Origin of the sequence: Flagellimonas hadalis, from assembly GCF_007785775.2 — a bacterium.
GTDB classification, from domain to species: domain Bacteria; phylum Bacteroidota; class Bacteroidia; order Flavobacteriales; family Flavobacteriaceae; genus Flagellimonas; species Flagellimonas hadalis.
This window is the reverse complement of record NZ_VNIK02000005.1, coordinates 205,452-230,932: the sequence shown is the minus strand read 5'-3', so window position 1 is coordinate 230,932 and position 25,481 is coordinate 205,452. Positions and strand designations below refer to the sequence as shown.

Sequence of the window (25,481 nt, the reverse complement as noted above, 5' to 3'; positions counted from 1 at the left end):
TATCGGTGCTCCCTTTCTGTGCCCTCTCTTTATTGTTGTTCTTTGACCATCCACTCCTTTTTACGATGGCCCTTTAAATAATGGTCCATCCATTCTTTGATTCGGCGGGTCAGGTCCTTTTGTTTTTCTATGTCTCGAATCGCATGCTTTTCCCCGGGATAGACCAAAAGCACATGGTCCTTCTTCAAACGCCTCAATGCCAAATAGAGTTCCACACTCTGTGTCCAATGCACATTGCGATCATCCTTGCCTACCCATCCCAACAATGGTGTGTTGATGGAATGAGCTTGGTAAACCGGCGAGTTCTCGATAAAATTTTGAAAGTTATCCTTAAAACTATCGCCCATCCGTAATTGATGGTGCTCGTACCGCCATGCCTCATCAAGTCCCCTCGCCTCACCAATGGAAAGATAACTACTGACCAGATCGGTAATCGCAACCCCCGCAATGGCCGTTGCAAAAATGTCCGTTTGGGAAATGATATAGGTGGTCTCAAATCCTCCAAAAGATGCCCCATACAAGCCAATCCTTTCAGGGTCGGCGAGACCCATATCAACCACCTTATTAACCGAAGACAGCACACAGGCCAAGGCACTCTCCCCCGGTTTTCCTATCTCATAATCTATATCTGGGTAAAGAACAAAATATCCCTCGGCCGCAAAGACAGATGGATTTAAATAATCGGCCTTAATATACTCTGTAGGAATTACTGATCTGTGCAACCTGTACCTTTGTTGCTCATATATATGTACCACCATCGGATACTTTTTCCCTGGTTCATACCCTGCAGGATACACCAATACCCCCTCGATTTCTTCACCCTCCTTGTTCTTATAACCGATCAATGAAGACCTGCCCCATTCATATTTCGATTGAAAGGCATTGGGGTCTGCCAAGGTCTTGGGGTTTTGCCCCATTTTTAAGTGAACCAGTCGGGTCGGCTCTTCAAAGGTCTCCTCCAAATACATATAATCCTGGGTATCCTTTGCCTTTTTCAATCCATATATCCGCTTTGGTTTGTATACCAAGGTCTGCAGACCCTTTTTCTTGTTCCAAAAAAAATAACCGGAACCCAGGTCATCCCCAGACCCTTTCAAGATCAACCCTTCTCCTCCATCAAAAATACCGTCCATAAAATTGGAAAAATAATGTGTGTTGTCATGTTCGAAGGAGGCATTCCTATCGATCCGATATTGTATGCTTTTTTCCTTTCCCCGAGTCAGCCGTTTGTGTCGTTTGCCATCAGGCGAAATCTGCCAAATGTCATATCGGTCATAGACCAAAATCATGTTCCCTTCCTTGTCCCATCCTGGACTGCCATAGGGCACTTCATCCTCCTTCCGCCCATAATCCAAAAAAGACCAATCCGTTTGCAGGTTTTCCGTGAGGTTGACATGGATTCCCTTTTTAACATGGTATACCCACCAATCCCCATTCTTGAAATACTTGAGGTAGTTCCCGTCTTCGGACATGCCCACGTACTTGCCCCAATAGGGCAGCTTTTCTTGCAACAGTTGTTGTTTTCCAGTGGCCAGTTCCTTTAGGTAAAAGTCCATATCGGCATCCCGTTTAAATTGTGGCTCGTTGTCCCATGGGTTATAGACAAGTGCATGGTCAAACCCTGGAAGGGGAATTGCGTTGGGATGCTCCGGTGTCGATAGTTGCGATGTTTTCTGGGTCCTAGGCCACCATGCCCAGACACGAGTTTTGTCCTGGAACAGCCTCAACAGTTGTCTCCGTGGATAAATCAATGGGTCCTGGGCATGCCAGAGTTCCACTATTTCGCCATTGGTTAGCACTTTGGATTCCGGGGTGCCCTTTTGGGGTTCCAAACCAAACAAGACCTTGGAATCGTCGGGGGCAACCAGCAAACGGTAATTGGCCAATTGCAGTTCCACCTTACCGAAGGATTGCTCGCCATCCAACCGGAACCAATTCATTTTGGAACCAATGATAAGGAAATAAAGTCCCAGGCCTTCATTGGTTTCACCATCCTTCTGAAGGAATGCAACACTATTGCCCGAAGGCCCCCAAACCAGTCGTTGAAAGGGAAATACGGATTCCCGTAATTCAACGGGTTCCCATTTACTGGGTCCCAAATCCAAAAGTTGAAGTGCATATGTTCCTTTTTCCTTTGTGATATAAAGGAGCTTGTCTCCCTTAGGGGAAATCAAATGGGAATCCACTCCCATTAGATTGAATGTCATTCCTGTTTTCAGAGACCTGAATTCAAGGTTATATCCGCTGTTTTCTGCTCCCATTTTTTTTATCAGGAGCCACGTGCCATTCAATACCATTTCATGGCCCAATATGGGGCCAATGTCCTCTACATCCCCATTGCCGAGATTCTGTAATTGTAATGCCCCTTCCTTGGATATGACCGCTTTAATGCCATCCGGTGTAAATTCCAATTGTCCCCCGCCCGGATGGACATACTGGGCATCTCCTTTCGTAGATCGGATAAAAAGGGTATCCTCCCCATAATCGTACTGCTTGGTGTACGAGGCCCATTGGCCATCATCGGAAATTTGTGGTAGGAAAAGGGTACTCCACCGGTGGTAGTCTTTTGGGGTCAGGGACTTTTTCGAGGTTACCTGCCCCCATAAGGGGCAGGTTGCTAACATCAATAAAATAAATGAAAACAAAACCTCGCGGTTTATCTTTGTCATCCCCTGTATCCTTTCCAAGTAAAGTGGGACTTCCCTATTTTTTCCATGGACTCTAGTAACCATCGTTTTGGGGATTTAGGTTTGGATTGGCCAAAAGCTCTGATTGTGGCATGGGGAACAGCAGATGGTACTCCCGCCAGTTGGGCTTTAGCGGTCCAAGTACCTCACCGGCCTTTTGAAAGCGTTTCAGATCGAACCAACGATGGCCGAACTCCGTAAAGAGCTCATATCTTCTTTCCTGAATAAGGGCAGCCTCCACACCCATCCTATCGAGACCTTCCAGATCCGAAAGGACTGCACGGCCACGGACCTTGTTCAGGTCCGCCATGGCCCCATCGAGATCTCCCGATTGCATCCTGGCCTCCGCCCTGATCAAATAAAGTTCCCCCAATCGCAATACCACTGAGTACTCCACGGAGCTTCCAGTAGGGGCATTGGCCTTGTATTTATAGGGATGGTGCCAAACCGTGGTACCATTTGCTATGTCTCTGGTCCAATGAACGGCCCGTTGGTCTCCGGGAGCGAACCCGTCCATAAAGGATTGGGTAAGGGCACCTTGGTTGATAGGGGGTCCCGATTCAAAAACAAAGGTCTGGGCCTCCAGGGTATTCCCTTCGGACGATACTGGTTTCAGCTGCCATAAGGTACCCTTGCTGCCTTTCAAAAAAACGTGGTCCAGGTCTTCCTCCCACGAATAAAGATCTGTCCTGTCCAGTACATCATTTGAAAGGGTCAGTGCCCTTTCCCAATCACCAGAATATAGGGCCGCCCTGGCCAAAAAGGCCATGGCCGCATATCGGTTCACCCTGACCCTATCCGGTGTCACATACGTTTCAGGGAGCAGATCAATGGCCCTTTCCAGATCCGACACCAATAGTTCGTAGATCTCAGAGCTTCCCAATTTACCGACCTGGGCATTCCCGCGATAGTCCGTTCGGGTCACATAGGGTATGTCCCCAAAAAGTTGGGACAGGTAAAAATGGATGAAACCCCTTAGAAAAAGGGCTTCTCCCTGTAGTTGTTGCCTATCCAATTCGGTAAGCGCAGTGCTATCTTCCAAGCCTTCCAAAATGGAATTGCAGGCATAGATCAGGTTGTAACTGTTATTCCATAACGTAGCCAGCTCCGGTTCAGTCGCCAATACGGAATGGATGTTGAAATTGTAGATGGTCCCAATGCCGTCACCATAATGATCCAGCTCGTCCGCGTAATGTCCCAGAAGATTGCCAATGCCCCGGGAACCACCCGTGATCAGGGTCTGACTTCGCAGTCCGGCGTAGATGTTCGCCAAGGCAGCCGTTGCCGTTGCCCTATCGGTAAATACGGCCTCGCCCGTCAATTGGGAGGGTGGCAGGTCCGTTTCCACAAAATCCGTGCAGCCCGATATCAGCAATGACCACACCAAAAGATAAAGGTGATATATTGTTCGTTGTATTTTCATCTGAATGCTATTTTGAGTTAGAAAGTAAGTTGTGCGCCCAATGTGATCTGCCGTAGCGGGGGCAACCGGCCCACCCCGATGAATTCGGGATCGCCCCACCTATAGGAGGTCCATGTCCATAGGTTCTGTCCCTGGAGATAGACCCTACAGTCCATGCCCTTGGTCAACTTGGAAGGGACCTGATAACTGATCGAGGCCGTTTTCAATCGGACAAAGGAACCATCGGACACAGCCCTGTTACTGCTACTGTATCGGTAAAAGGCAGATACGGCATCAGCATTGTTGCCCGTGGTATACCGTTGTAACGTCGCACTTTCTCCTGCCTGCCTCCATCGATCCAGAACATCCACTGGCTGGTTCATCATCGAACTAGGGAAACCGCCATTGTAGAGATAGTTCCATTGCTGCTGTTTGGTGAACTGGAACAGAAAATCCAATTCAAATCGGCCAATGCTGATATTGTTGGCCAAACCCCCATAAAGATCAGGATCCATATCCACTGTCCATTGTTGGTCGTTGGGCGATGAAATGACACCGTCCCCATCATAGTCCCTAAATTGATACACTCCTGTGGTGGGGTCCACACCCGTACTGTAATACAGTTTACGTATCCCAAGGGATTTTCCCACCACAAGACTATTGGCGTAGGTAGAGGCCTCCAGTCCCGGAAAGGAAATCAATTTGTTCTCGGGAAGACTCAGGTTCAGGGAGAGCTGCCACTTTACCCTTGGGGTATGTACCAAACGGGAAGTGACTTCCAGCTCCACTCCATTGTTCTGGACAATGGCATCCAAATTGGCCTGAAGACTGGTGTATCCCGTAGTTCCCGGCATGGGAATGCCCACCAGTTGATTGGAGGATCGGTTGCGATAATAATTGCCCGCCAGCAGGATGCGGTCCTTCCATAGACCGAATTCCAGACCGACCTCCAATTTATCATTGCGCTCCCATCCAAAATCGGGATTGAACAGACGGGTAGGACGTAGGACACTGACCCCATCATAATTGGTGCCCCCCAAGCTATAGGTCTCCCAAAATTGATAGTCCCCTATCTGATCGTTCCCCGTGGTGCCGTAGCTTCCCCTCAATTTACCATAGCTGATTACCGGAAGGGCCTCTTTAATAAAATTCTCCTCCGAGAACAGCCAGGCGGCCCCAATGGCCCCAAAGTTGGCAAACTGGTTTCCTGGACCAAACCGGGAAGAACCGTCCCGTCTGGCAGTTAGGTTAAGGATATATTTTTTTCGGTAGTTCAGGTTGATCCTGCCAAAAATGGCCTGGTACCTGTACTCCGTCCCAGAATCCAAATTGACGTTCAGGGTGGTGGCCGCTGATATGTCGCCCAAGAGTTCATTGCTTGGAAACCCTTGGGCATAAAGCCCCAATTGCTGCTGATTTTGCTGTTGGAAAGTACTTCCCAACAATACATCCAGTTGTAACGGGCCCATATCCCCTTGCCATTGCAATTGGGGCTCCACGATCCATGAGGTACGGGACGAAGTCCCCTTGTAGACCGAGGAATATCTGCTATCCGCACCAAAGGCGGGGTTGTATCTTGTTGAGGGCAGGACCCTGCTGTCATCCATCCTTGCATCAGTGTACCCCAAGTTCAACTTGGCAGTGACTCCTTTGAGGACAGCATAGGAAGCGGTCCCATTTGTGGTCAGGGTCTTGGAATTGGAGGAAAAACGGCTCTCCAGCTCTGCAAGCGGATTGTTCCAGGTATTGTCGGCCCAGTTCAGTTCCCCATCTTCGTCATAAAGGGCAGGGGCATTGGGTGCCAAGCTACTTGAAATACGGGTAAGATCTGCTGCGGGGAGATTGTTGTGGTCGACAACGTAGTTTCCAGAGAAGTGGAGTTTGAAACGTCCATCCTCCGAAGCATGGTCGAGATTCAACAATACACTTCCCTTTTGATATCCCGATTCACTGGGAAATACGGTATTCTCCTTTTGGTAAGTCCCGCTCATCAGGTAACGGGTGCCATTGCTGCCACCCGATACGGATGCCTGTGCCATGGTCCTGTGCACGGTTCCCCCGATCAGTTCCTTTTGCCAATCGGTGTACCGGTCCTGGTCCCAAATCCCGTTCACATCATAGGCATTGGCGGGGTAGTCCCCAATGCCATCATTGGCAAAGGCCTCCCTTCTCATCTCCAAGTACTGTGGTGTGCTCAACAGGTCCATGAACCGGGTGACCCTGCCCAGAGTGGTATTGAGATGGATATTGAGCGCTGCCTTGCCCGACCGTCCATTTTTGGTGGTGACCAGTACCACCCCATTGGCGCCACGGGATCCATAAATGGCGGTGGCATCGGCATCCTTCAGCACCTCGATCTTTTCTATATCCGCGGGGTTGATACCGTTGAGCGGGCTGATGGTCCCGCCAAGGATGCCCGAGGTCTGGGAGTAATTGATGGGATCGGATGCAAAGGGCACCCCATCTACAATATAGAGCGGGTCGTTTCCTGCACCGATACTGTTCCGTCCCCTGATCTGGATGTTGAAACCCGCCCCTGGGAGACCAGAGGTCTGGGTGACGCTTACCCCTGGCATCCGTCCCTGTAGGGCGGCCAGTGGATTGGAGACAGGCTGTTTTTCGAATTCGGAAGCTGTCACCTTACTGATGTTCCCCGTGCGCTCCTTTTCGGTAACGGTATAGTAGCCCGCATTGAGCACCACTTCCCCCAACTGGGTCACATCCTCCTCCAGCATGACCGTAATTTCGTCCCTACCCGAAATGGGCATGGAGAGGGTCTTGAAGCCGACCATGGAAAAGACAAGCACATCGTCCGGACCGGCATTGATAGAAAAGGAACCGTCCAAGGCGGATATGGTGCCCACATTCTTGGACTCCACCACAAGGTTCACCCCGGCCAGGGGATTCCCCGAAGTATCGGTCACGGTGCCGGAAACGGAGGCCTGTGGTGGTTCCAAGCTATGGCCCGCCTGCATTTTGTGTGTTAAAAAGGGCACTAAAAAGATATATAGTAGCAGGAACCATGATGTCCTGCAAATGCATTTTGGTGATTTATTCATAATGTAGAGTTCGTTTGAGTAAAGCGTTGGTTTGTATTTCAATGTCCAAAAAGTCAGCATAAAGCCAAAACTCCGAGAGGGACATCAAGGTTCGGACATAGACCATCCCGTCCAAGTACCAAATGCAGTTGGAAATAGGGTTCCTTAATTAAAAAAGACTATGAAAATGTACTAGGGCCGGATACCCCAAAAGTGTATGCGTGAGCTAAGGGACAATGGATATCGTAAACCTGAAAAATTGAGCGTATGTCCTAAAGCTATAGTCTTAGGGTTAGATTGGATTTTTAGGTTTAATCGGGTACAGCCGTTCAGCAACCGATGGACCACGTGAAAAGAACCCACATCCATAAATGTTGCTTAAGAGGGTTTTGTAAAATAAAAAACTCGTTTTCATATCGATTAATTGAAAACGAGCCTCCACAGTATATAGAGCAATATGCTATAGCAGGCCCTATCAACCGCACTGCGGGCTTCCGACGGCCAACGGAACGGGATTACGATAGGGCCCTCGGTGCTATAGCGGTACGAATGTACACAAAATATCACCTCGGGCATTAACCTACCGTCTCGTCCGTTAAACAAATTGTCGGAATTCGCAGTCGAGACTCTTTGTCAATACCTTGTTGTTGGCAGAGACTATTTATAATATAAAAAACAAAATAATCCCTACACTAGTTGCATTTTAAAACACAATACTAGCGAAATAAAATATATAAATCAAATATTTGAATATCATTTTAGTATTATTTATTATCAATTTAGTAATATTATGTTGGTTTTCAGACAGGTAGCATCACTTTTGCTAAATAAATAAACCCTGTTATGAAATCGAAAAAGATAAAGCATGGAGCTAATGTTGCAAAAGAAGATTTGAATGTTAATCCAAGGACCTTGGAAAAAGCATTAAGAACCTTAAAATCCAGATTTGCAACCAAGGATATAAAACATATGAAGGAGATTCCCGAAGAATATGTTACAGGTATTCGAAGTGCTTTGGGATTGGGTTACGAAACAATGATTACTCGCTATCATGACCCTAGGAAATTAACACTGGAAGATATACTGAACACTGCTGACATTACAAGTACAGAATATGAAACAGTAATGAATGTTGCGGTAAGGGAGGCCATAAAGAACCACACCAAAAGGGATATATCCAAACTTCTGCCAAAGGAAGGGGAAGCTCCTAGATAGCAGAAGGAGCCTTTTAGACTGTGACCTAACTTATTGATATACAATTTCCTTTTCAACATTTCAGGTGAGGTTCTTAAAAAGGTCATATATATAAAATATTACACTAAATATTGTAATGGACATCACCCTTAAAGAACGAATCCTGACAGCCAAGTAACTTTATATTAAATCCTCACTCAGAATCTCTTCGGGTCTAGCGTCGCCACTTCGGGGTGGCAGACTTAGCTGAACCCACATAGCATACTGTTATTTAACATTTTACGTGAAATTATCAAATTTTGCACACCTGATTGCACAACAAAACCATGAAAGAACTTCGGAGAGATAATTTGCTCTCCTTTAGCACCATTAAGATACAAATTATTCAATGAACTCATTAAAATCCATTCAACTTAAAAGGAATAATTAAAATTGAAGACAACAAAACCTTATGAAAATCATTAAACAATATTTTATTTAAGTGCTAAATTTAAATGTGGTGTTAGTCCCTTACTATCCACATATAAAAGTTGGCCTCAAAATTGAAACCAACTATCGATTACTTGCTTTATTTCATATTTTGCGCTTTCCAGGATTGAATCCAATTGTTCCCTATTTTGGTCCACCCCGAAGGCAGAAATCTGTTCAGAAGCCATTCCAATGAAATCAAAGTTTTGTTTTAGGGTAGAAGATGCATATTCCCTAATGTCATCCGAGGACTTATAATCAAAGCCACTTACCACAATTGCCATAGCCTTTTTATCGGTACACAGACCTTTAAATCCTGTTTCAGGGCTAAAGGAAAAAGTCTTATCGCTCACAACAATGGCATCTATCCATGCCTTTACCGTTGCGGGCATGGTAAAGTTGTAGATTGGAAACGCCAATACAATGTTATCCGAATCCAGGACTTCTGCAATGAGTTTATGATGATTGGATAGGATTGAAAGTTCAGTATCCGTAAAATCCCTTCTTCCCATATTCCATTCCATGATCAGATTCAGATTATCCTTCAGCAAAAGATCAGGGGGGTTCTGCGCCAGATCCAAGTATTTTATTTTTGTTTTCGCCTTGGCCAGTTCCAAAAATTCATCAACTAGGATTTTTGTGTAAGAACCTTTTCTTGGAGTGTAACCAAGTACCAATGTTTGTGTCATAACTATCGTCTTTTGAGCAAATATATATTCAGAGCATTAATAATTTTAATTATTTTTATTTACTAATTAATAATTATAGTTATGATTAATCTGGAGTGGTTGAGAACATTCAGTGCTATATATGAATGCAATAGCATTACCGAAGCTTCAAAAAAATTACATATGACACAACCGGGGGTCAGCAAACATTTGACCGCACTGGAAGGCCATATTGGCAAAAAGCTTTTTGAAAGAACCACTCGAAAATTGGCCCCTACGGAATATGGGAAATTTTTATATGCCCAAATCAACAATCCGTTGCAACAATTGGAAAAGGTAGAATACTATTCCGGTCAGCGCGCAAAGAAGGCGCGCTCCGCAATCACCATAGGCTGCACTACGGACTTTTTCAATACAGAATTAATTGATAAAATCTATTCCTTTGAAATGTACATCGTTGCATGCTTTGGAAGTGAAAAGGAACTTATTGAGGCTCTTGATGCAGATAAAATTCAGTTGTTGGTCGGTATTAAAAAGCATGGAGTTTATGACCACCAATTTAATTATATAAAGAATGAAACACTTGAATTGATCAGTTCCACGGACATTGCTATACCAGCTACAATTAAAAAGAATACAAAAGAATGCATCGGATGGTTACAAAAGCAAACATGGTTTACCTATGACAATGACCAAGCCGACCTTAAGAAATTCTGGGAAATCAATTTTGGTACAAATCCTAAAATCATCCCAAGGTACATTTTACCCTCTTATAAAGCCATCATAGAAGTTCTGAAAAATAATTCGGGATTTAGTATTGTACCCAAACACCTCTGTACCGAAGAATTGAAAAATAATTTGATTCAGGCGCCGATCGCATTGGCTAAAACTGTGGAACAGGAACTTTTCTACTCCTATAAACTAAAAAACAGCAACTTGCAGGAAATCGATCAGTTCGTCAATGAAATGAAAAACCATACGAAACCCGAGAATAATTTATCACCCCCAATAGTGTAGTTTATTGAGAACCTCCACTATTTTATATTCGCTACATATTTGCTATTTTGTTTGCTTTAACAGTGCTCCTGGGGTTTTATAAAATTGGTTCAACGATATCAACATTACCTAGCAAAAAAATGGTAAAATGAGCAATTTAAAAGCATTTTTTAATTCCATTACACCCATTTCCAAGGAAAGTTGGAACACATTGGAATCATTGTTTATCCAGAAAGAGCTAAAAAAGGGCTACAATTTTATTGACGCCGGACAGGTGGCAAAGGAAATAGGGTTTTTGGAAAATGGTATACTTCGGGGGTTCTACAGAAATGATGAAGCTATTGAATATAACAAACATTTTTTTATCGGGCCTTGCTTTATTGGCGGCTACGCTTCTCTTATAACGGGTAGACCCAACCAAATTGTACAGCAGGCACTCACCGATTGTAAACTACAGGTGGCAAGTTTTACGGGAATACAGAAACTGTACGATACCTGTCCAGATATTGAACGGGCCGCAAGAATATTGGCAGAACAGTTTTTTGTGCAGAAAGAACAACGGGAAATTGAAATTGTCCTCTTGGATGCGGACAAACGATATCAAATTTTCCAAAATGATTTCCCCCAATTAGAGCAACAGATTCCGCAGTACCACATCGCCTCTTATTTGGGAATCACACCCACACAATTAAGCCGCATCAGAAAAAGGCGTACAGGTAAGTAGCATTTATCAACCTATGTAAATGGAATTGTTATTTCCGCATTGCAATTTTGAACACTGAAAATATTGCAGGATGAGGATACTAACTATAATTCTATTAGCGGCCTTGACCCTTACCGGAAATGCCCGCACAAAAAATGCCATGGAACAAAAACCCTACACCATTTTGGTGCTGATGAGCGCCACACCCTGTTGGCTCTCATTGACCAGAGATCAGCGGAGCAGTTTTGTTGAAAAGGACCTGTTGCCGATTGTTCAAAGAGTTGGCGAAACGGTGAACGTACGTTTTTTTGACAGCGAATATTTCCATTCGTCCGTCTCGGATTTTATGCTGATAACCACCACAAATTTGGACGAATACAAACTGTTGATCGAATTACTACGGGACACCAAAGTTTATAGTGCTCCCTATTTTGAGATCAAGGACATAATTGTGGGGCAGGAAAACCTGTTCGAAGATTTCAACGACAAATTGAAATAAGGAACAAAATGAAAGCGACAGGAAATACCATTTTAATCACGGGAGGGTCTTCAGGGATAGGCTTTGCTTTGGCCAAGCGATTTTTGGATCTCGATAATAAGGTGATAATCACCGGACGTAACAAAGAAAAGTTACAACGGATAAAAGCACTTTACCCAACTATTGAATGCTTTCCGGGTGACCTCACGGACAAGAATTCTTTGGATGAACTGGTGTTTTTCATTGAACAAAACCATTTTGATCTCAATGTTTTGGTGAACAACGCGGCGGTCCAGCACAACTATCAATTTAGCGAAGAACAAAATCTGTTGTACAAAGTGGATTACGAAATTTCCACCAATCTAACGGCGCCCATAAAACTTACGGCTTTGTTGTTGCCCTTACTGCTGAGAAACAAAAACAGTGCAGTCATCAATGTGGGCAGTGGTCTTTTTATTGCACCCAAAAAAACGGCACCGGTCTATTGTGCGACAAAATCGGCCATCCATAGTTTCAGCAAGACCTTACGGTATCAATTGGAAGAAACCAATATCAAGGTCTTCGAAATCATTCCTGCCTTGATCGACACACCCATGACCGAAGGGCGTGGCAAATCGAAACTGACACCAGAACAACTGGTGGATGAATTTATGCACAACTTTAGGTCTGATAAACTTGAAAGCTATATAGGCAAAACCAAATTGCTCAAACTTATCAATAGACTTTCCCCTAAACTCTCGGACAGAATAATGAAAAACGGATTGTAAAATTTAAAACAGAGACCTATGAAACCATTGCTTGTGTTGCTCAGCGTATTTGTAGTTTTGTTTGTGACCTTTAAAATATTTCGTGGACATTACGAATTCGCTTTGTCGGGTAGAATTGCAATGTCTGTAATGCTCCTATTTACAGCTCTTGGCCACTTTGTATTTACCAAAGGTATGACCATGATGTTGCCCAGCTTTATACCCTTCAAAACTGAAATGGTCTATCTAACGGGTATTCTTGAAATTGCAGGAGCCATTGGACTTTTTCTTCCGAATTTCAGGGTAATCATAGGGTGGTTATTGATTGTTTTCTTCTTGCTGATTCTTCCGGCCAATATATATGCAGCATTCAATAACATTGACTACCAAAATGGAACATTTGAAGGAAACGGACCATCTTACCTTTGGTTCAGAATACCCCTTCAACTACTTTTTATGGTTTGGACCTATTTGTCAGCCATTAAAGTTTATTGAATTGTGGGAACCAATCATTATGTGAACGAAGCTTACCAGTTAGAGCTTGGAAATCGGCACTCTTTGTTAAGTGCATATCCTCATTCAAAAGAGGATTAAAATAAAAATAAAACGATGAAAACATATAGAGAAGGTTATTTCGAAGACAAGTTGAAAGATGAGGCAACAGTAATAGAGCCCAATGGGGGAGAACGCTATGAAATGGGCAACATAAGTGTTGCGTTCAAGGTTACCAGCGAAATGTCCAATGACCAGCTGGGTGTTTATGAAATCGCCTTATCTCCTGAAACGATTGGCGCAAAATTGCACTATCATCGATTCATGGACGAAACCTTTATAATCAATGAAGGTACGGTAACCTTGGAAATAGGAAACAAAAAGCATCATGCAAAACCTGGAACGGTTGCTTATGTTCCCAGATTTACACCGCATGGTTTTAGGAACGATACCGAGGAAACCGCAAAATTGACTTTGGTTTTCAATCCGGCACAAAAACGGGAAGGTTTTTTTAAGGGGTTATTTGAAACATTAAGTGAAGAACCTGTACAACCGGATAAATTTTTAAAATTATATAACAAATACGATAGTTTACCTGTAGATATATCGAACATGATCCCTGTTGAAGAAAAAAATGATGTAATATGAAAAGAACGTTAATTAGTTCAGGTTCCGACTTTGAGAAAAGAATAGGCTATTCAAGGGCGTTGGTAGCCGGAAATTGGGTATTTGTTTCAGGCACGACCGGTTTTGATTACAAGACCATGACAATTGAAGATGACGTCGTGCTCCAGACCGAGCAATGCATGATGAATATTGATGAGGCCTTAAAAGCAGCTGGCTCAAAAATGGAGGATGTAGTTAGGGTAACCTATATTCTGCCCAAAGTTTCGGATTTTGAAAAATGCTGGCCGGTACTCCAAAAATTTTTAGGAAAGGTAAGACCTGCAGCAACTATGATTTCTGCAAATTTGGCAGACCCTCGAATGAAAATTGAAATTCAAATGACCGCATTGAAGGATTAATTTTTCATGTAGTGGTTTATGCAATCCACACCAAAAGCAAAAAGTTTATTGTCACACAAAGAAAAAATGCTTGCCTTACATTATCTAGGGTTGGATTTAAGCAAATTTGATAACACAAAGTCTGGGAATGTTCTGGGGGAGATTTTGGGAATGGATAAGGAAAATACAAGAAAATACCTGTCCTATGTTGCTGCGGGACACTATCCCAATAAGTGTGTAAGTTGAAAATAACGGGGGTTGGACTTTATTAGAGTCTGACCCTTTTTTCATAGATCGTTAGGAACTGGTTCAGGATGATTNAAGAAAATACCTGTCCTATGTTGCTGCGGGACACTATCCCAATAAGTGTGTAAGTTGAAAATAACGGGGGTTGGACTTTATTAGAGTCTGACCCTTTTTTCATAGATCGTTAGGAACTGGTTCAGGATGATTCCCCAGTTCCTGATGGGCATGGACCACTTCTTTGTGGCCTCCCTTGTGGCCAAATATACGGATTTCATCACCGCATCGTCGGTGGGGAAGGAGAGTTTGTTCTTGGTGTACTTCCTGATCTTCCCGTTCAGGTTCTCTATAAGGTTGGTGGTATATATGATCTTCCTTATCTCGACGGGGAACTCGTAGAACACGGTAAGGTCCTCCCAGTTGTCCCTCCAGCTCTTTATGGCATAGGAGTACTTGCCCTCCCATTTTTTGGCGAAGTCCCCCAGGGCGGCCTTTGCCGCTTTCTCGTTGGGTGCGTTGTAGATGCCCTTCATGTCCGCGGTGAAGGCCTTCCTGTCCTTCCATACCACATAGCGACAGGCATTGCGTATCTGGTGCACCACGCATATCTGGGTCCTGGACTCGGGGAAGACGTTTTTGATGGTGTCGGTAAACCCGTTCAGGTTGTCGGTGGCGGTGATCAGGATGTCCTCGGTGCCACGGGCCTTCATATCGGTGAGCACCGACATCCAGAAGGCCGCCGACTCGTTCTTGCCCAGCCATAGGCCGAGCACTTCTTTTTTACCGTCCCTTCGCAGGCCCACGGCCACGTAGACGGTCTTGTTGATCACCTTGGAGGATTCCCTGACCTTGAAGACGATGCCGTCCATCCATACGATCAGATAGACCGGTTCCAAGGGGCGGTTCTGCCATGCGACAATGTCGTCCGCCACTTTTTCGGTGATCCTTGATATGGTCGAAGTGGACACCTCAAAGCCGTAGGCCTCCCGTATCTGCTCCTCTATGTCGCTGACCGACATGCCCTTGGCGTACAGGGATACGATGATGTTCTCGATGCCGTCCACCATGTTGCCCCGTTTGGGGACGACCATGGGGTTGAAACTGGCATCCCTGTCCCTGGGAACGGATATCTCGGACTCCCCGAAGGAGGTCCTCACTTTCTTTTTGGAGTGTCCGTTGCGCTTATTGGCATTGGACGAGCGCTGGTGCCTCTCGTAATCCAGGTGGCCGTCCAGTTCCCCTTCCAGCATCTTCTCGATACCGCGTTTCTGGAGTTCCTTGAGAAAACCGTTGAGCTCGTCTCCCGATTTGAACTGCTTCAGGAAATCGTCGTTGAACAATTCTTCTTTCTTCATAATGTGCAAATATTTAAAATTAGACAAAAAATTAGCGGGGGCATGCCCCCGCTAATTTTCTATTTACACACTTTATGAGATAGTCCTTGCTGCGGGTAAAAATGAGGTCAGAACAAAGAAAAACATGCAGACCGTCTTAAAACTGTTTGAATCACAACAACTTGCGGATATTTCTGAAAAGATAAAAACAGACATTGAATCCCAATTCAAATAAACTTGTGGCGACCCCAATAGTTACCACACGCTAACACCCTCTTCACATTTGCGCTATTCAAACAAATAAAATAGCGTAAAATGAACAAATTGATTTTAACAACCCTACAACTTGCAGACATAAGGCAAGTCGTTGAGGAAGTTCTTGAAACCAAACTTTCAAAACTTTCTTCCCATCCGCCTCAATCGCAAAATATCCTTTTGACCAGAAAAGAGACCGCAAAACTTTTGTGCATCTCACTTCCTACCCTGAACGACTGGACTAAAACAGGCATTGTAAAAGCCCATCGTATCGGGAACAGGGTGCTGTACAAAGAGCAGGAAGTTTTGGAAGCCCTTAATGAAGTCCGAACCTTAAAAACGGGAAGGGGGGCATCATGTTAAAGAACAAGAATGATTACTCCGTTGTAGTATTTTTTGAAAATGATACAAAGCCCAAGAAATGGACATACGTTCACGGACTTTACAGCTTTGCAAAGTTTTTGGACAAGAGCCATCCAAATTGGGCTTACATGAACGTCTATATACGCCGTTCTGGGGATTTCCTAAAACGCTATAAGCGTGGCCAATACGTCCCCAATAAACCTCGACCCTGATTTTCTTTTTTTTAACCTTTAGAACCTTTTGCGCACTCCTATTAACCTTTAATACTATAACCTTTAAATGGTTTTAATAAATGCGCAACGATTCAGATTTTTTGATTTCAAGATGATTGTAAAAAACACATACGGAACAAGCGTTGAATTTTCAGTAAGAATGTTCGGGGTCGTCCCCAAGGAAGAGTTTTCGGGTTCTTCGCTCCAAAGAAAAAAGAAAGAACCAGAACCAAACAAAGCCGATGCCAAAGAAAAGACCGTCAAAAAGAAAAACGGCCAACCCAAAATGCGCCAACTGTCCAGGCACTCCAAACAAAAAATCAGAAAGAAAATAACTTGTTTTTCAAGGTGTTACAAGCGGTTCAGCTTTGTCACGCTTACTTTTCTGAACAAGGTGGACGATGAACAAGCGGTTGATCTGCTCAGGAAGTTTCTGGACAATGCCAAAAAGCGGTTTGATGATTTTCAGTATATCTGGGTGGCCGAACGCCAGACCAAAAATGATGAGTTTAAGGGCAATGTCCATTTTCACCTGATTACCAATAAATACTGGAAGATTGAAAAATGGTGGAACTACTGGATTTCGCTGCAAAAGAAAAACGGCATAACCCCACGGAACAAGGATTTTAAGCCGTCAAGTGCCTTTGACGTTAAACAGATAAACACCAACAATATCAAAGGGATCGGATCTTACATCACCAAATATGTGACAAAGAACAAGGCCAAATTTAAGTGTCAAGTTTGGAACTGCTCCAAAAGGGTTTCCCAGTTGTACACCGATTTCTACACCACCAATGAATACGTTGAAAATTTTGAAAAATTAAATGCCATCAGGAATGAATTTGAGGTAAAGGACACCATGAACCGGCCCTTTTTAAAGGTTAAAAATATTGATTTGAACAGGAAAACGTTGCCTTTGTACAAAAGGTTGGATGTGAAGAACAGGGCAATAATTTAGTTGGCTTTTACCCTTCAATTAAAACTTGCTCTATCATACTGTGCTTATTTTATCTTTAACATAAAGTTCTTTATTGAGGCGTCATTTATTTTTCTCCAATTGTCCACACTAGCCATTACAATCAATGCGTTCTCCTTTTGAAATTTTGAGATTATTTCAAAATCTTCTGGGATACTTTCCTTTTCTGTATATGTGTAAATTATAAAATCAACCAAAAAAAGTCCAAATGCATTTTCACCTATTTGGTAGCATGAAAAATATCCTCTGGTATATTGATTTTTAAACCTACACTTGAAAAAATAAGAGTCCAATCCCGTACTATCTTTTAATTCATTTAGGTTTTCCAATATCTCAGATTGCGAAACTGATAAATTAATGTCCAGAACCTCCCTTATTTTTTCTTCATAAGATTTAGGAAGTTTATATTTTTTAAATAAAAAATGATTCGATATACTCGCTCTCCAAATCAAAGTGTAATTAAAAAGCTTTAAAGCGTTATAGGAAACCTTAAAACACTCCAAAAAGCTATTGTCCCCATTAGAGTAAACTTTAAATTTTTCTTTTTCGTTAGCGTAATTATGAATACTGTTGAGTTTTAAAGAAAAATAATGTTCAAGCCTAGCAAACCGATTTTCGCAGTTTGAACAAAAAATATAATCTTCTTTCGGGATGTCTTGTATTTTACTATGCTTGCCTGTTATGTCAATTTGAATGCCGTATCTTGGATTTGATTCAAATAGCCTTTTACCCATAAATTTGGGTATGATGTGAGATTTTGTTTTATCTGCTTCTGCTTTCAGGCAAAGTTTACATTTTGGCATTCTTTTAGGTCAATTTATTTCAATTTTATCTATCTCCTTCATCAATCTATCTGTTTCACTCAAAGCCACAATGATTTTCTGATAGTGAAGAATTTCATCAAACTCTAATTTGCGGTCTTTTCGGTCTTTGAGCCATTTTTGTGCGGGTTGGTAGCCTCCAATATAAAACTCCCAAGCGACTTGCGGAACATTGTCAAAATACTGCGTGTCGTTGATGAAAACCTTACCTTCTTTGTATTTGGCTGTGCTAACCACATTATTGCCGTCCATTGGATATTTGGTAATATATTGCTCAACCGTTGGACTTTCCAATAAATGAATTTGGCGTATTTCTCCGCCCAATTTTACGAGTTGCCAAAATGTATCTTGGTCTTTTGGATAAGGAACTCTCGGAAAGTCAATTTTTAGGAACTCTTTGTATTTCTCACGATAAGTTGGCGAATGCAACACCGCATAGATGTAATCTAAAATATCAATTGGGGCAAAAGTGTTTTCGGTGCTTTCTTTTTCGTTGGTAAAAGCCAATCCCAATTTTTTCGCAATTTGATTTACAATTTCAGTTTTTAGATTTGGTGTTCTTGCTAGTTGTTGGTCAATGGTTTGTTGTCTATTATTTTCTGGATATAAGTACAATGGAAAAAGACAACCTGTACCGAATAATTTAGCACTTGCAGTAAAATTCCCCTCAATTATTTTGTCGGTAATAAAACTATGTCTGTAATCTTGGGTAGTTTGTCTTGGAATAATTAAACCAAGATTAGGTTGTAGTAAATGTTGCATAACTTCAAATCTAGAACGACCAATAAAACCGCCTGAGTTTTTAGTAATTATTGTTTCCCTAACATCAAAAGGTCTGTAATTAATTTTGACTTGTTTAAAAGTATCATTCAAAATACTTTCTTTCGCTCGTGCAAATGTCCATCCACTTGAATCTTGTTTTTCATTGTACTTTGCTTTTAAAAGCTCGATAGGCTCATTTTCAAAATCACTTATTACGTTTTGAAGTTTTTGTTTAGAAAACTGAATAGCTAAAGCGTCACATTTTGTTTCTATTCCATTAGAATTTAAACTAAGGATTTCATTTACTTTAAACCCTTTTTCATAATTTTTGACTAATTCAAAATCTTTTGGAACGAAAAAGAAATATGGTTCAGAAAAAACTAGCCTTTCCCAATTAATTTTAGAAATCGTTGAATTGTTGAGTGTTTCGTATTTGTAGTTCCTTTTTCCTTGCAAATCAAAATGGAAAACTTCTCCTAATTCTGATTTCTTCTTTTTGCCTGTTTTTACAAAAATGTTTATTGAAACACCTTGCATAATATCAAAAACATTCTGGTCAGGACTCCCATCAGGGCATACTTCCTTTTTCTTCGCATTTCCGTGCAAATCTAAAATGTAGATTTTATCAAAAGTTTCTAAGAGGTGCTTTCGCATTTGGCGATGTGTAATGCCATCAATAAAACTGTTATTAGAGATGTAAGCCAAAATACCACTTTCATTTTTGTCGATATAATGTTGTCCGTAGCGAATGAATTTGATGTAGTCATCATCTAAATTTATTTTACGTTCATTTAAGTTCTTTTTGTAATCTACAATTAAGTTTTGAATCCACTCTCCTTTGTTTGTACTACTTACTGCATAAGGTGGATTACCAATAACGCACATTACAGGCGTATCCCGTTTGATGTGGTTGGCTTCATTGGCTTCCGTACTCAACCAATTGGCAAATAATGTTCCTGTATCTGGGTGACTTTCTTCTAAACTATTGGTCAAATAAACTTTAAACCGTTGGTTGGATGTGGGTTTAAATCCTGTTTCGGTCAACAGCAAATCCAACTTCAAATGTGCCATAGCATAGCTGGCCATGAGTAACTCAAAGCCGTTTAAACGAGGCAATAAATGGGTTTCGACGTAATTGCTCCAAATGCCTTGCTGTCCCTGAAACTTTTTGTAAATGTGCTTTACCACTTCTGCCAAAAATGTTCCTGTACCTGTTGCCGGGTCAAGAATTTGTACTTTGTGTACTTCTTGCTCTACTTGTTTATAGCCTGTTGTTGAACGCTTGTCCGCTATTTGGGTGTTTACTTTTATGGTGGTCTTGCTGGTATCGGCAAGTCCTTGTGGTAAGTCAAATTCAGTTTTCAGAATGTCGTCAACTGCCCGAACAATAAAATTCACAACGGGCTGCGGTGTGTACCAAACCCCACGGGACTTACGCAATTTAGGGTCGTATTCACTTAGGAAGGTTTCATAAAAATGGATAATGGGGTCTTCCATTTTGGTGGATTTCCCATAGTTTTTTAAAATTTCTTCAACATTGCTATGCAAGAATATTTCTACCAAACTATCCACTATCCAAACCAAGTTATCATCGAGGTCATACCCTGCTATAAACTGAAAAAGTTTGCGCAAAAACGGATTTGACTTTGGAATAAGTTCAGCGGCCTCGTGTCGGCTGAATGATTGTATGGTTGGGTCATGCAATCTAGCGGCAAATAAACCATAGGTAATAGTTTGTGCATAAATATCCGCAAAGCCTTTTGTGCTTACATCATGTATTAAGTAGTCTTTAAAGGCTTCAAACTGTTGCTCTAAAGCGGTCTTGGGGTTTAAATCATCGTCCAAATCACGTTTCAACGTTTTTTCGATTACATCGGCCAGTAAACGGGCTTTTCCAGCCATCATTTTAGCCAATCTTTCGGGACTTTTTATGGTCTGCCCTACTTGAACAACAAAGTCTTTTAATAAGTTCTCAAAGGAAGCAAAGTTCACGGGAAGCGGCTTAATAGAGCCATCCTCAATTATACCAATGGCAATTTCAGTGACCAATTCTCCTTCTCGGTATAGCACAAAACGTATGTAATCCGTAAAAATCAGATTGTCCAAAGAAGCTTTATATCGGTCAAACTGTTCTTTGTGTCCCGATTTTTTCTTGCCTGTCAAATCATTGTCACCAATGTCCTTTGCTTCAATAAAACCAACGGGGACCTCTCCTTTTGTCAAAATATAGTCTGGCGCACCACAACGCTGTCTTTTAGGTTCATTGGTCGCTTTAATTTCAGGAATAAGGCTTTCAATCAGTTGTTGTAAATCCCCTCGGAAAGTATGTTCTGTGGAATTGCCTAATTTATATCTGTGGTTAAGGCTAGTTAAATATTCTGATGTGGTCATTCAGTTCTTAAATTTGAATTGCAAGTAATTTATAAAGGATGAACAAGAAACCAGCATAAATATGGCGTCCCCATGCTCTAGTTCTTCTTCTCCATCCTTTAAATTATGTCTTATACCGCCAGCATCACTTGTATATCCGTATAGTGCATTAAAAGAATTTTTCAACGCTGGATGTAAATTGTAGTCCCTTTCCAAGATTTTTAATGCTTCGCCAAGTGTGGCTTTAGGTTTTCCCGCTATGATTGAACAAGCTGCCTCAACAGCAGAAATGGATTCTTTTATTGAATTTCTGTAATCTGGGTTTTTTATAGACAATAAATTCAATGCTGAACTCAGGTGTGTTGAAATTTGACCCGACTCATCTGATTTTATGGCTTCTTCAATTGCATCAATTTCTTTTTCATTGGTAATTTTCAGAATGCAGTCATCAACTAATCTATAGCCCGAATGTTCTTCTTCAAGAATGTAGTTTATATTCTCGGCAAACTTGCCTTCAAAATAAAGTTGGTCTAATCTTGATAAGTTTTCTATAAAGTCATATACCTCAAACCATTGCATTGTATTATAAATACTCTTGACATCTTCAAAGAAGTTCACCCCCCAAGAAGATTCAAATGGATGAATGTCATCTATGTCCCGTTCTAAAATCTCCGTCCAAATCAATTGGCATATTTCCCAATAGTATGAATAACGATTGTATAACCCAGGTTTTAAAATTGAAAAGAAATGTCTATCAATCGCATTCCAAATTTTAATCCTTAGCTTTTTATCAATTGAATCCAATTGAAGGCTTTCCCTTGGTAGTTTATGACCATATCGTTCTGCAAAACCCATAAAGTTTACTTTCCACTAAAAGTAAACAATATCCTATCAAGTCATTAAAGTTTACCTCAAACCCATTATTCGTCCCCTCAATCGTCCCCTGAAATGAAAATAGCCCCATAAATCATTGATTTACAGGGCTATTTAGGCAATAAAAGTGGTCCCACCTGGGCTCGAACCAGGGACCACCTGATTATGAGTCAGGTGCTCTAACCAACTGAGCTATAGGACCCGCAATTTGCGGATGCAATATTAGTGTTTATTTTTCTACACCGCAAGGTTTTAACGCCCCTCGTTGGCTTTTATTTCTTGGCAAAGCTCCACCAACACACCGTTCGTACCTTTTGGGTGCAGGAAAGCCACCAGTTTGTTATCGGCGCCCTTTTTAGGCGTTTCGTTCAATATTTGGAACCCTTCCTCCTTCAGTCGGGCCAACTCCGAAACTATATCCTCCACCGCAAAGGCGATGTGGTGGATGCCTTCTCCCTTTTTTTCCAAAAACTTCGCAATTGGGCTGTCCGCGCTCGTGGCTTCCAACAATTCCACCTTGTTGGGACCTGATTCAAAAAAAGAGGTCCTCACGCCTTCCGAGGCCACCTCTTCCATTTTATAGTGGGGTACTCCCAGCAATTTGGCGAATAACTGGTTGGACGCTTCCAAATCCTTTACGGCAATGCCGATGTGTTCAATTTTATCCATGGACTTCTCTGATTTTGTGTTCTGCGCTGCACGGTTTTTCCAAAATTACGGACTGTAATCCATTCAAAGTGCGGGGTTAGTCAGGATTTCCTTTATTTTTGCACTATGGAGGAAACACAACGGCAAAAGAAAATAGCAGGGATCATCCAAAAAGATCTGGCGGACATCCTGCAACGAGCAGCCACCGATGGCGGGCTCAGGGGAACTTTGATCTCTGTTTCCAAAGTATCGGTAACGGTGGATCTGTCATTGGCCAAGGTCTATGTGAGCATTTTCCCCAACAAGGACGCCAAAGAGTTGTTGGCCGGGATCAAGGCCAGCCAAGTGACCATTCGCCATGAACTGGCCCTTCGCACCAAAAACCAGTTGAGAAGGGTGCCGGAGCTTGTTTTTTATCTGGATGATTCCTTGGAATATATCGATAGAATTGAACAATCGCTCAAAGGGGAGGAAAATCCCATTGAGAACAGGGACCTGCTAGCCAAACGAAAGAAATCCTGACCTTGAACTTCCCGTTTTATATCGCCAAGCGCTATCTACGGTCCAAAAGCAGTCAAAATGCGGTGAATATCATCAATTTTGTCACTTTTTTGGTCATCGTGATCGGTTCCGCGGCACTTTTCATTGTGCTTTCGGCCTTTGCTGGGCTAAAAACGTTCAGTCTTTCCTTTTCCAACACTTTTGATCCCGACTTGAAGGCCTTGCCCGCAACAGGAAAATATTTTTCCATGGTACCGAGCGAGGAAGCTGCTTTGCAAGACGTTCCCAACTTGGCTAATTTTTCCAAGGAACTCGAGGAACGAGCCTATTTGACCTATCGGGAGAAAAGCACCATTGCCTATATAAAAGGAGTGGATGAACGATACCGATCGGTAACGGGCGTGGACAGCACCCTGCAATTTGGCAATTGGGGCAATATGGAGTACAATGGGGTCATCGGCATTGGCATCTATAATCTGCTGGGTGTCCCCACGAACAACCGAACACCCATGACGGTACTGGTTCCCAAGCCTGGCAAGGGTTCTTTCACACAACAGGGGCTCGTCACATCAAAACCCTACAACGAACTTCCGTTGGTGGTCAGCGGCGTGTATGCCGTGGAAGAGGGCCTGGACAAAAAATATGTGTTCGCACAACTTCCCCTTATCCAGAAACTATTGGAGAAGGACAGCACCATGGTTTCGGGCATCAATTTTAAACTGGACGACCTATCAAAAATTGATGAAGCGAAACGTTCCATTCAGGTCGTTTTGGGCGACAAAGTACGGTTGCTGACCCGGCAGGAACAGAACAGTACGCTCCACCGCATGCTGAAAACGGAAAACCTTGCCACCTATCTCATCTTCACCTTGGTATTGATCATTGCGCTTTTCAATGTGGTCGGGGCCATTATCATGATGATCTTGGACAAGCAGCAAAATTCCAAGACCTTGTTCAGTCTGGGCACCACCATCAAAGAATTACGAAAGATCTATTTTATCCAAGGGCTTTTGGTGACTTCTTTGGGAGGATTTATCGGGGTGTTGATCGGCACCTTGTTGATTGTTTCGCAATTGGCCTTCGGTTGGTTAAAAATAACGCCTTCCCTAGCCTATCCGGTGGAGTTCGATGCCATGAACCTATTGATCGTGATGGCCACCATTGTGGTTTTGGGCTTTATTTCATCAAAAATTGCCAGCAGCCGGATTTCCAAAAAAATGATCGCTGCCTAGGCAAACTGAAAATCCCCAAATTTCTCGAGTACTTCGTCAAACGCGGCAAACACATCGACCGCATCGTCACTGGTGACCATTTTCATACGGTGTTCCTTGAAGTGGGGAATGCCCTTAAAATAGTTGGTGTAGTGCCTTCGGGTCTCGAACACACCCAATTTTTCACCTTTCCAGTCGATGGACATCTGTAAGTGCCTGCGCGCAGCGTCCACACGTTCTTGCATGGATGGCGGCGGCATATGCTCCCCTGTCCTGAAGAAATGTTTTACTTCCTTAAAAAACCAGGGATATCCAATACTGGCCCTACCGATCATGGCTCCGTCGAGGCCAAAATCGTCACGCATCCTCATTGCGGCCTCGGGGGTGTCCACATCGCCATTTCCGAATACAGGGATTTGCATCCGTTGGTTGTTCTTCACCTCGGCAATCGGCTTCCAGTCCGCTTCGCCCTTGTACATCTGCACACGGGTGCGCCCGTGGATGGAGATGGCCTGTATGCCCACATCCTGCAAACGTTCCGCCACCTCAACAATCTTTATGGAATCGGAGTCCCAGCCCAATCGGGTCTTGACGGTAACGGGAAGTTTGGTGCGCTTGACGATTTCCTCGGTGAGTTTTACCATAAGGGGAATGTCTCGCAAAATCCCCGCTCCCGCATTTTTGCAGACCACTTTTTTTACGGGACAGCCAAAATTGATGTCGATGATATCCGGATTGGATTGCTCCACAATATCCACGGCCTGGAGCATGGAATCCAGTTCCGCGCCAAAAATCTGGATGCCCACCGGGCGTTCCTTTTCATAAATGTCCAGTTTGAGGACACTTTTGGCCGCATCCCTGATCAATCCTTCGGAAGAAATGAACTCCGTATAAACCACGTCTGCCCCTTGTTCCTTACACAAAGCGCGGAAAGGGGGGTCGCTCACGTCTTCCATCGGCGCAAGAAGCAGCGGAAAATCGGGCAGTTCTATGTGTCCTATTTTTGGCAAATCCTATTTTTTGGATTGCAAAAATA

At 42.9% G+C, this 25,481-nt stretch carries 22 protein-coding genes and 1 tRNA gene; 12 read left to right on the top strand and 11 right to left on the bottom strand.

Going from position 1 to position 25,481, the window contains the following annotated elements; translation table 11 throughout:
• Nucleotides 1-29: 29 nt before the first annotated feature.
• From FOT42_RS09950 to FOT42_RS09940, 3 genes are all read right to left on the bottom strand, one after another.
• Nucleotides 30-2,624, bottom strand: a complete 2,595-nt coding sequence (locus FOT42_RS09950) for an alpha/beta hydrolase family protein (RefSeq protein WP_192938363.1) — start codon at nt 2,622-2,624, stop codon at nt 30-32.
• Nucleotides 2,625-2,721: 97 nt separating this feature from the next.
• Nucleotides 2,722-4,110, bottom strand: a complete 1,389-nt coding sequence (locus tag FOT42_RS09945) for a RagB/SusD family nutrient uptake outer membrane protein (RefSeq protein ID WP_151890418.1) — start codon at nt 4,108-4,110, stop codon at nt 2,722-2,724.
• 17 nt (nt 4,111-4,127) lie between these two features.
• Nucleotides 4,128-7,064 (bottom strand): SusC/RagA family TonB-linked outer membrane protein, encoded by a 2,937-nt coding sequence (locus FOT42_RS09940; protein WP_226789849.1) that lies wholly within the window; start codon nt 7,062-7,064, stop codon nt 4,128-4,130.
• 906 nt (nt 7,065-7,970) lie between these two features.
• Between FOT42_RS09940 and FOT42_RS09935 the strand changes: the two genes are divergently transcribed.
• Entirely contained in the window at nt 7,971-8,342 is a 372-nt protein-coding gene (locus FOT42_RS09935) for a hypothetical protein (protein ID WP_151890416.1), read from the top strand.
• 515 nt (nt 8,343-8,857) lie between these two features.
• On the opposite strand, the gene FOT42_RS09930 is transcribed toward FOT42_RS09935, so the two are convergent.
• On the bottom strand, nt 8,858-9,478 hold the full coding sequence (locus tag FOT42_RS09930) for an NAD(P)H-dependent oxidoreductase (protein WP_151890415.1): 621 nt from the start codon (nt 9,476-9,478) through the stop codon (nt 8,858-8,860).
• Between the two features lie 81 nt (nt 9,479-9,559).
• On the opposite strand from FOT42_RS09930, the gene FOT42_RS09925 reads away from it, so the two are divergent.
• The 7 genes from FOT42_RS09925 (at nt 9,560) to FOT42_RS09895 (ending at nt 13,897) form a co-directional block, all read left to right on the top strand.
• Nucleotides 9,560-10,474 (top strand): LysR family transcriptional regulator, encoded by a 915-nt coding sequence (locus FOT42_RS09925; protein WP_151890414.1) that lies wholly within the window; start codon nt 9,560-9,562, stop codon nt 10,472-10,474.
• Between the two features lie 127 nt (nt 10,475-10,601).
• On the top strand, nt 10,602-11,177 hold the full coding sequence (locus FOT42_RS09920) for a Crp/Fnr family transcriptional regulator (protein ID WP_151890413.1): 576 nt from the start codon (nt 10,602-10,604) through the stop codon (nt 11,175-11,177).
• A gap of 70 nt (nt 11,178-11,247) precedes the next feature.
• Entirely contained in the window at nt 11,248-11,655 is a 408-nt protein-coding gene (locus tag FOT42_RS09915) for a darcynin family protein (protein ID WP_151890412.1), read from the top strand.
• Nucleotides 11,656-11,663: 8 nt separating this feature from the next.
• On the top strand, nt 11,664-12,401 hold the full coding sequence (locus tag FOT42_RS09910; RefSeq protein ID WP_151890411.1) for an SDR family oxidoreductase: 738 nt from the start codon (nt 11,664-11,666) through the stop codon (nt 12,399-12,401).
• Between the two features lie 18 nt (nt 12,402-12,419).
• Nucleotides 12,420-12,875, top strand: a complete 456-nt coding sequence (locus FOT42_RS09905) for a DoxX family protein (protein ID WP_151890410.1) — start codon at nt 12,420-12,422, stop codon at nt 12,873-12,875.
• A 114-nt stretch (nt 12,876-12,989) separates the two neighbouring features.
• Nucleotides 12,990-13,520 carry a cupin domain-containing protein gene (locus tag FOT42_RS09900; RefSeq protein ID WP_151890409.1) on the top strand — a complete coding sequence of 177 codons (531 nt, stop codon included), beginning with the start codon at nt 12,990-12,992 and terminating at the stop codon, nt 13,518-13,520.
• Complete coding sequence (locus FOT42_RS09895; RefSeq protein WP_151890408.1) at nt 13,517-13,897, top strand: RidA family protein; 381 nt, start codon at nt 13,517-13,519, stop codon at nt 13,895-13,897. Before FOT42_RS09900 ends, FOT42_RS09895 begins: the two co-directional genes overlap by 4 nt.
• 380 nt (nt 13,898-14,277) lie before the next feature.
• Here FOT42_RS09895 and FOT42_RS09890 read toward each other — a convergent pair whose 3' ends face one another.
• On the bottom strand, nt 14,278-15,474 hold the full coding sequence (locus FOT42_RS09890) for an IS256 family transposase (protein WP_151890407.1): 1,197 nt from the start codon (nt 15,472-15,474) through the stop codon (nt 14,278-14,280).
• Nucleotides 15,475-15,888: 414 nt separating this feature from the next.
• Here FOT42_RS09890 and FOT42_RS18405 point away from each other — a divergent pair, with 414 nt between their 5' ends.
• Complete coding sequence (locus tag FOT42_RS18405) at nt 15,889-16,071, top strand: helix-turn-helix domain-containing protein (protein WP_262884008.1); 183 nt, start codon at nt 15,889-15,891, stop codon at nt 16,069-16,071.
• A gap of 324 nt (nt 16,072-16,395) precedes the next feature.
• Nucleotides 16,396-17,241: a rolling circle replication-associated protein gene (locus FOT42_RS09880; protein ID WP_151890405.1), complete on the top strand. Its 846-nt coding sequence runs from the start codon at nt 16,396-16,398 to the stop codon at nt 17,239-17,241.
• 44 nt (nt 17,242-17,285) lie between these two features.
• Here FOT42_RS09880 and FOT42_RS09875 read toward each other — a convergent pair whose 3' ends face one another.
• From FOT42_RS09875 to mce, 5 genes are all read right to left on the bottom strand, one after another.
• Entirely contained in the window at nt 17,286-17,993 is a 708-nt protein-coding gene (locus FOT42_RS09875) for a hypothetical protein (RefSeq protein ID WP_192938362.1), read from the bottom strand.
• A 78-nt stretch (nt 17,994-18,071) separates the two neighbouring features.
• On the bottom strand, nt 18,072-21,233 hold the full coding sequence (locus FOT42_RS09870; RefSeq protein WP_151890403.1) for a type ISP restriction/modification enzyme: 3,162 nt from the start codon (nt 21,231-21,233) through the stop codon (nt 18,072-18,074).
• Complete coding sequence (locus FOT42_RS09865; RefSeq protein ID WP_151890402.1) at nt 21,234-22,067, bottom strand: AbiJ-NTD4 domain-containing protein; 834 nt, start codon at nt 22,065-22,067, stop codon at nt 21,234-21,236. It lies immediately after the preceding gene.
• Between the two features lie 146 nt (nt 22,068-22,213).
• Nucleotides 22,214-22,287: transfer RNA gene (locus tag FOT42_RS09860), tRNA-Ile, on the bottom strand.
• A 50-nt stretch (nt 22,288-22,337) separates the two neighbouring features.
• Nucleotides 22,338-22,754 carry a methylmalonyl-CoA epimerase gene (gene mce, locus FOT42_RS09855; RefSeq protein ID WP_151890401.1) on the bottom strand — a complete coding sequence of 139 codons (417 nt, stop codon included), beginning with the start codon at nt 22,752-22,754 and terminating at the stop codon, nt 22,338-22,340.
• A 105-nt stretch (nt 22,755-22,859) separates the two neighbouring features.
• Between mce and rbfA the strand changes: the two genes are divergently transcribed.
• Both rbfA and FOT42_RS09845 read left to right on the top strand, forming a co-directional pair.
• Nucleotides 22,860-23,255 carry a 30S ribosome-binding factor RbfA gene (gene rbfA / locus FOT42_RS09850; protein WP_151890400.1) on the top strand — a complete coding sequence of 132 codons (396 nt, stop codon included), beginning with the start codon at nt 22,860-22,862 and terminating at the stop codon, nt 23,253-23,255.
• Nucleotides 23,256-23,257: 2 nt separating this feature from the next.
• Entirely contained in the window at nt 23,258-24,466 is a 1,209-nt protein-coding gene (locus tag FOT42_RS09845; RefSeq protein WP_151890399.1) for an ABC transporter permease, read from the top strand.
• Here FOT42_RS09845 and dusB read toward each other — a convergent pair.
• Nucleotides 24,463-25,455: a tRNA dihydrouridine synthase DusB gene (dusB, locus tag FOT42_RS09840; RefSeq protein WP_151890398.1), complete on the bottom strand. Its 993-nt coding sequence runs from the start codon at nt 25,453-25,455 to the stop codon at nt 24,463-24,465. The genes FOT42_RS09845 and dusB overlap by 4 nt on opposite strands.
• Nucleotides 25,456-25,481: the final 26 nt, after the last annotated feature.

Coding starts and splice junctions, on each gene's coding strand:
- FOT42_RS09950 (WP_192938363.1), bottom strand. CDS start 2,624: ATGTTAGCAACCTGCCCCTTATGGGGGCAGGTAACCTCGAAAAAGTCC.
- FOT42_RS09945 (WP_151890418.1), bottom strand. CDS start 4,110: ATGAAAATACAACGAACAATATATCACCTTTATCTTTTGGTGTGGTCA.
- FOT42_RS09940 (WP_226789849.1), bottom strand. CDS start 7,064: ATGCAGGCGGGCCATAGCTTGGAACCACCACAGGCCTCCGTTTCCGGC.
- FOT42_RS09935 (WP_151890416.1), top strand. CDS start 7,971: ATGAAATCGAAAAAGATAAAGCATGGAGCTAATGTTGCAAAAGAAGAT.
- FOT42_RS09930 (WP_151890415.1), bottom strand. CDS start 9,478: ATGACACAAACATTGGTACTTGGTTACACTCCAAGAAAAGGTTCTTAC.
- FOT42_RS09925 (WP_151890414.1), top strand. CDS start 9,560: ATGATTAATCTGGAGTGGTTGAGAACATTCAGTGCTATATATGAATGC.
- FOT42_RS09920 (WP_151890413.1), top strand. CDS start 10,602: ATGAGCAATTTAAAAGCATTTTTTAATTCCATTACACCCATTTCCAAG.
- FOT42_RS09915 (WP_151890412.1), top strand. CDS start 11,248: ATGAGGATACTAACTATAATTCTATTAGCGGCCTTGACCCTTACCGGA.
- FOT42_RS09910 (WP_151890411.1), top strand. CDS start 11,664: ATGAAAGCGACAGGAAATACCATTTTAATCACGGGAGGGTCTTCAGGG.
- FOT42_RS09905 (WP_151890410.1), top strand. CDS start 12,420: ATGAAACCATTGCTTGTGTTGCTCAGCGTATTTGTAGTTTTGTTTGTG.
- FOT42_RS09900 (WP_151890409.1), top strand. CDS start 12,990: ATGAAAACATATAGAGAAGGTTATTTCGAAGACAAGTTGAAAGATGAG.
- FOT42_RS09895 (WP_151890408.1), top strand. CDS start 13,517: ATGAAAAGAACGTTAATTAGTTCAGGTTCCGACTTTGAGAAAAGAATA.
- FOT42_RS09890 (WP_151890407.1), bottom strand. CDS start 15,474: ATGAAGAAAGAAGAATTGTTCAACGACGATTTCCTGAAGCAGTTCAAA.
- FOT42_RS09880 (WP_151890405.1), top strand. CDS start 16,396: ATGATTGTAAAAAACACATACGGAACAAGCGTTGAATTTTCAGTAAGA.
- FOT42_RS09875 (WP_192938362.1), bottom strand. CDS start 17,993: ATGGGTAAAAGGCTATTTGAATCAAATCCAAGATACGGCATTCAAATT.
- FOT42_RS09870 (WP_151890403.1), bottom strand. CDS start 21,233: ATGACCACATCAGAATATTTAACTAGCCTTAACCACAGATATAAATTA.
- FOT42_RS09865 (WP_151890402.1), bottom strand. CDS start 22,067: ATGGGTTTTGCAGAACGATATGGTCATAAACTACCAAGGGAAAGCCTT.
- mce (WP_151890401.1), bottom strand. CDS start 22,754: ATGGATAAAATTGAACACATCGGCATTGCCGTAAAGGATTTGGAAGCG.
- rbfA (WP_151890400.1), top strand. CDS start 22,860: ATGGAGGAAACACAACGGCAAAAGAAAATAGCAGGGATCATCCAAAAA.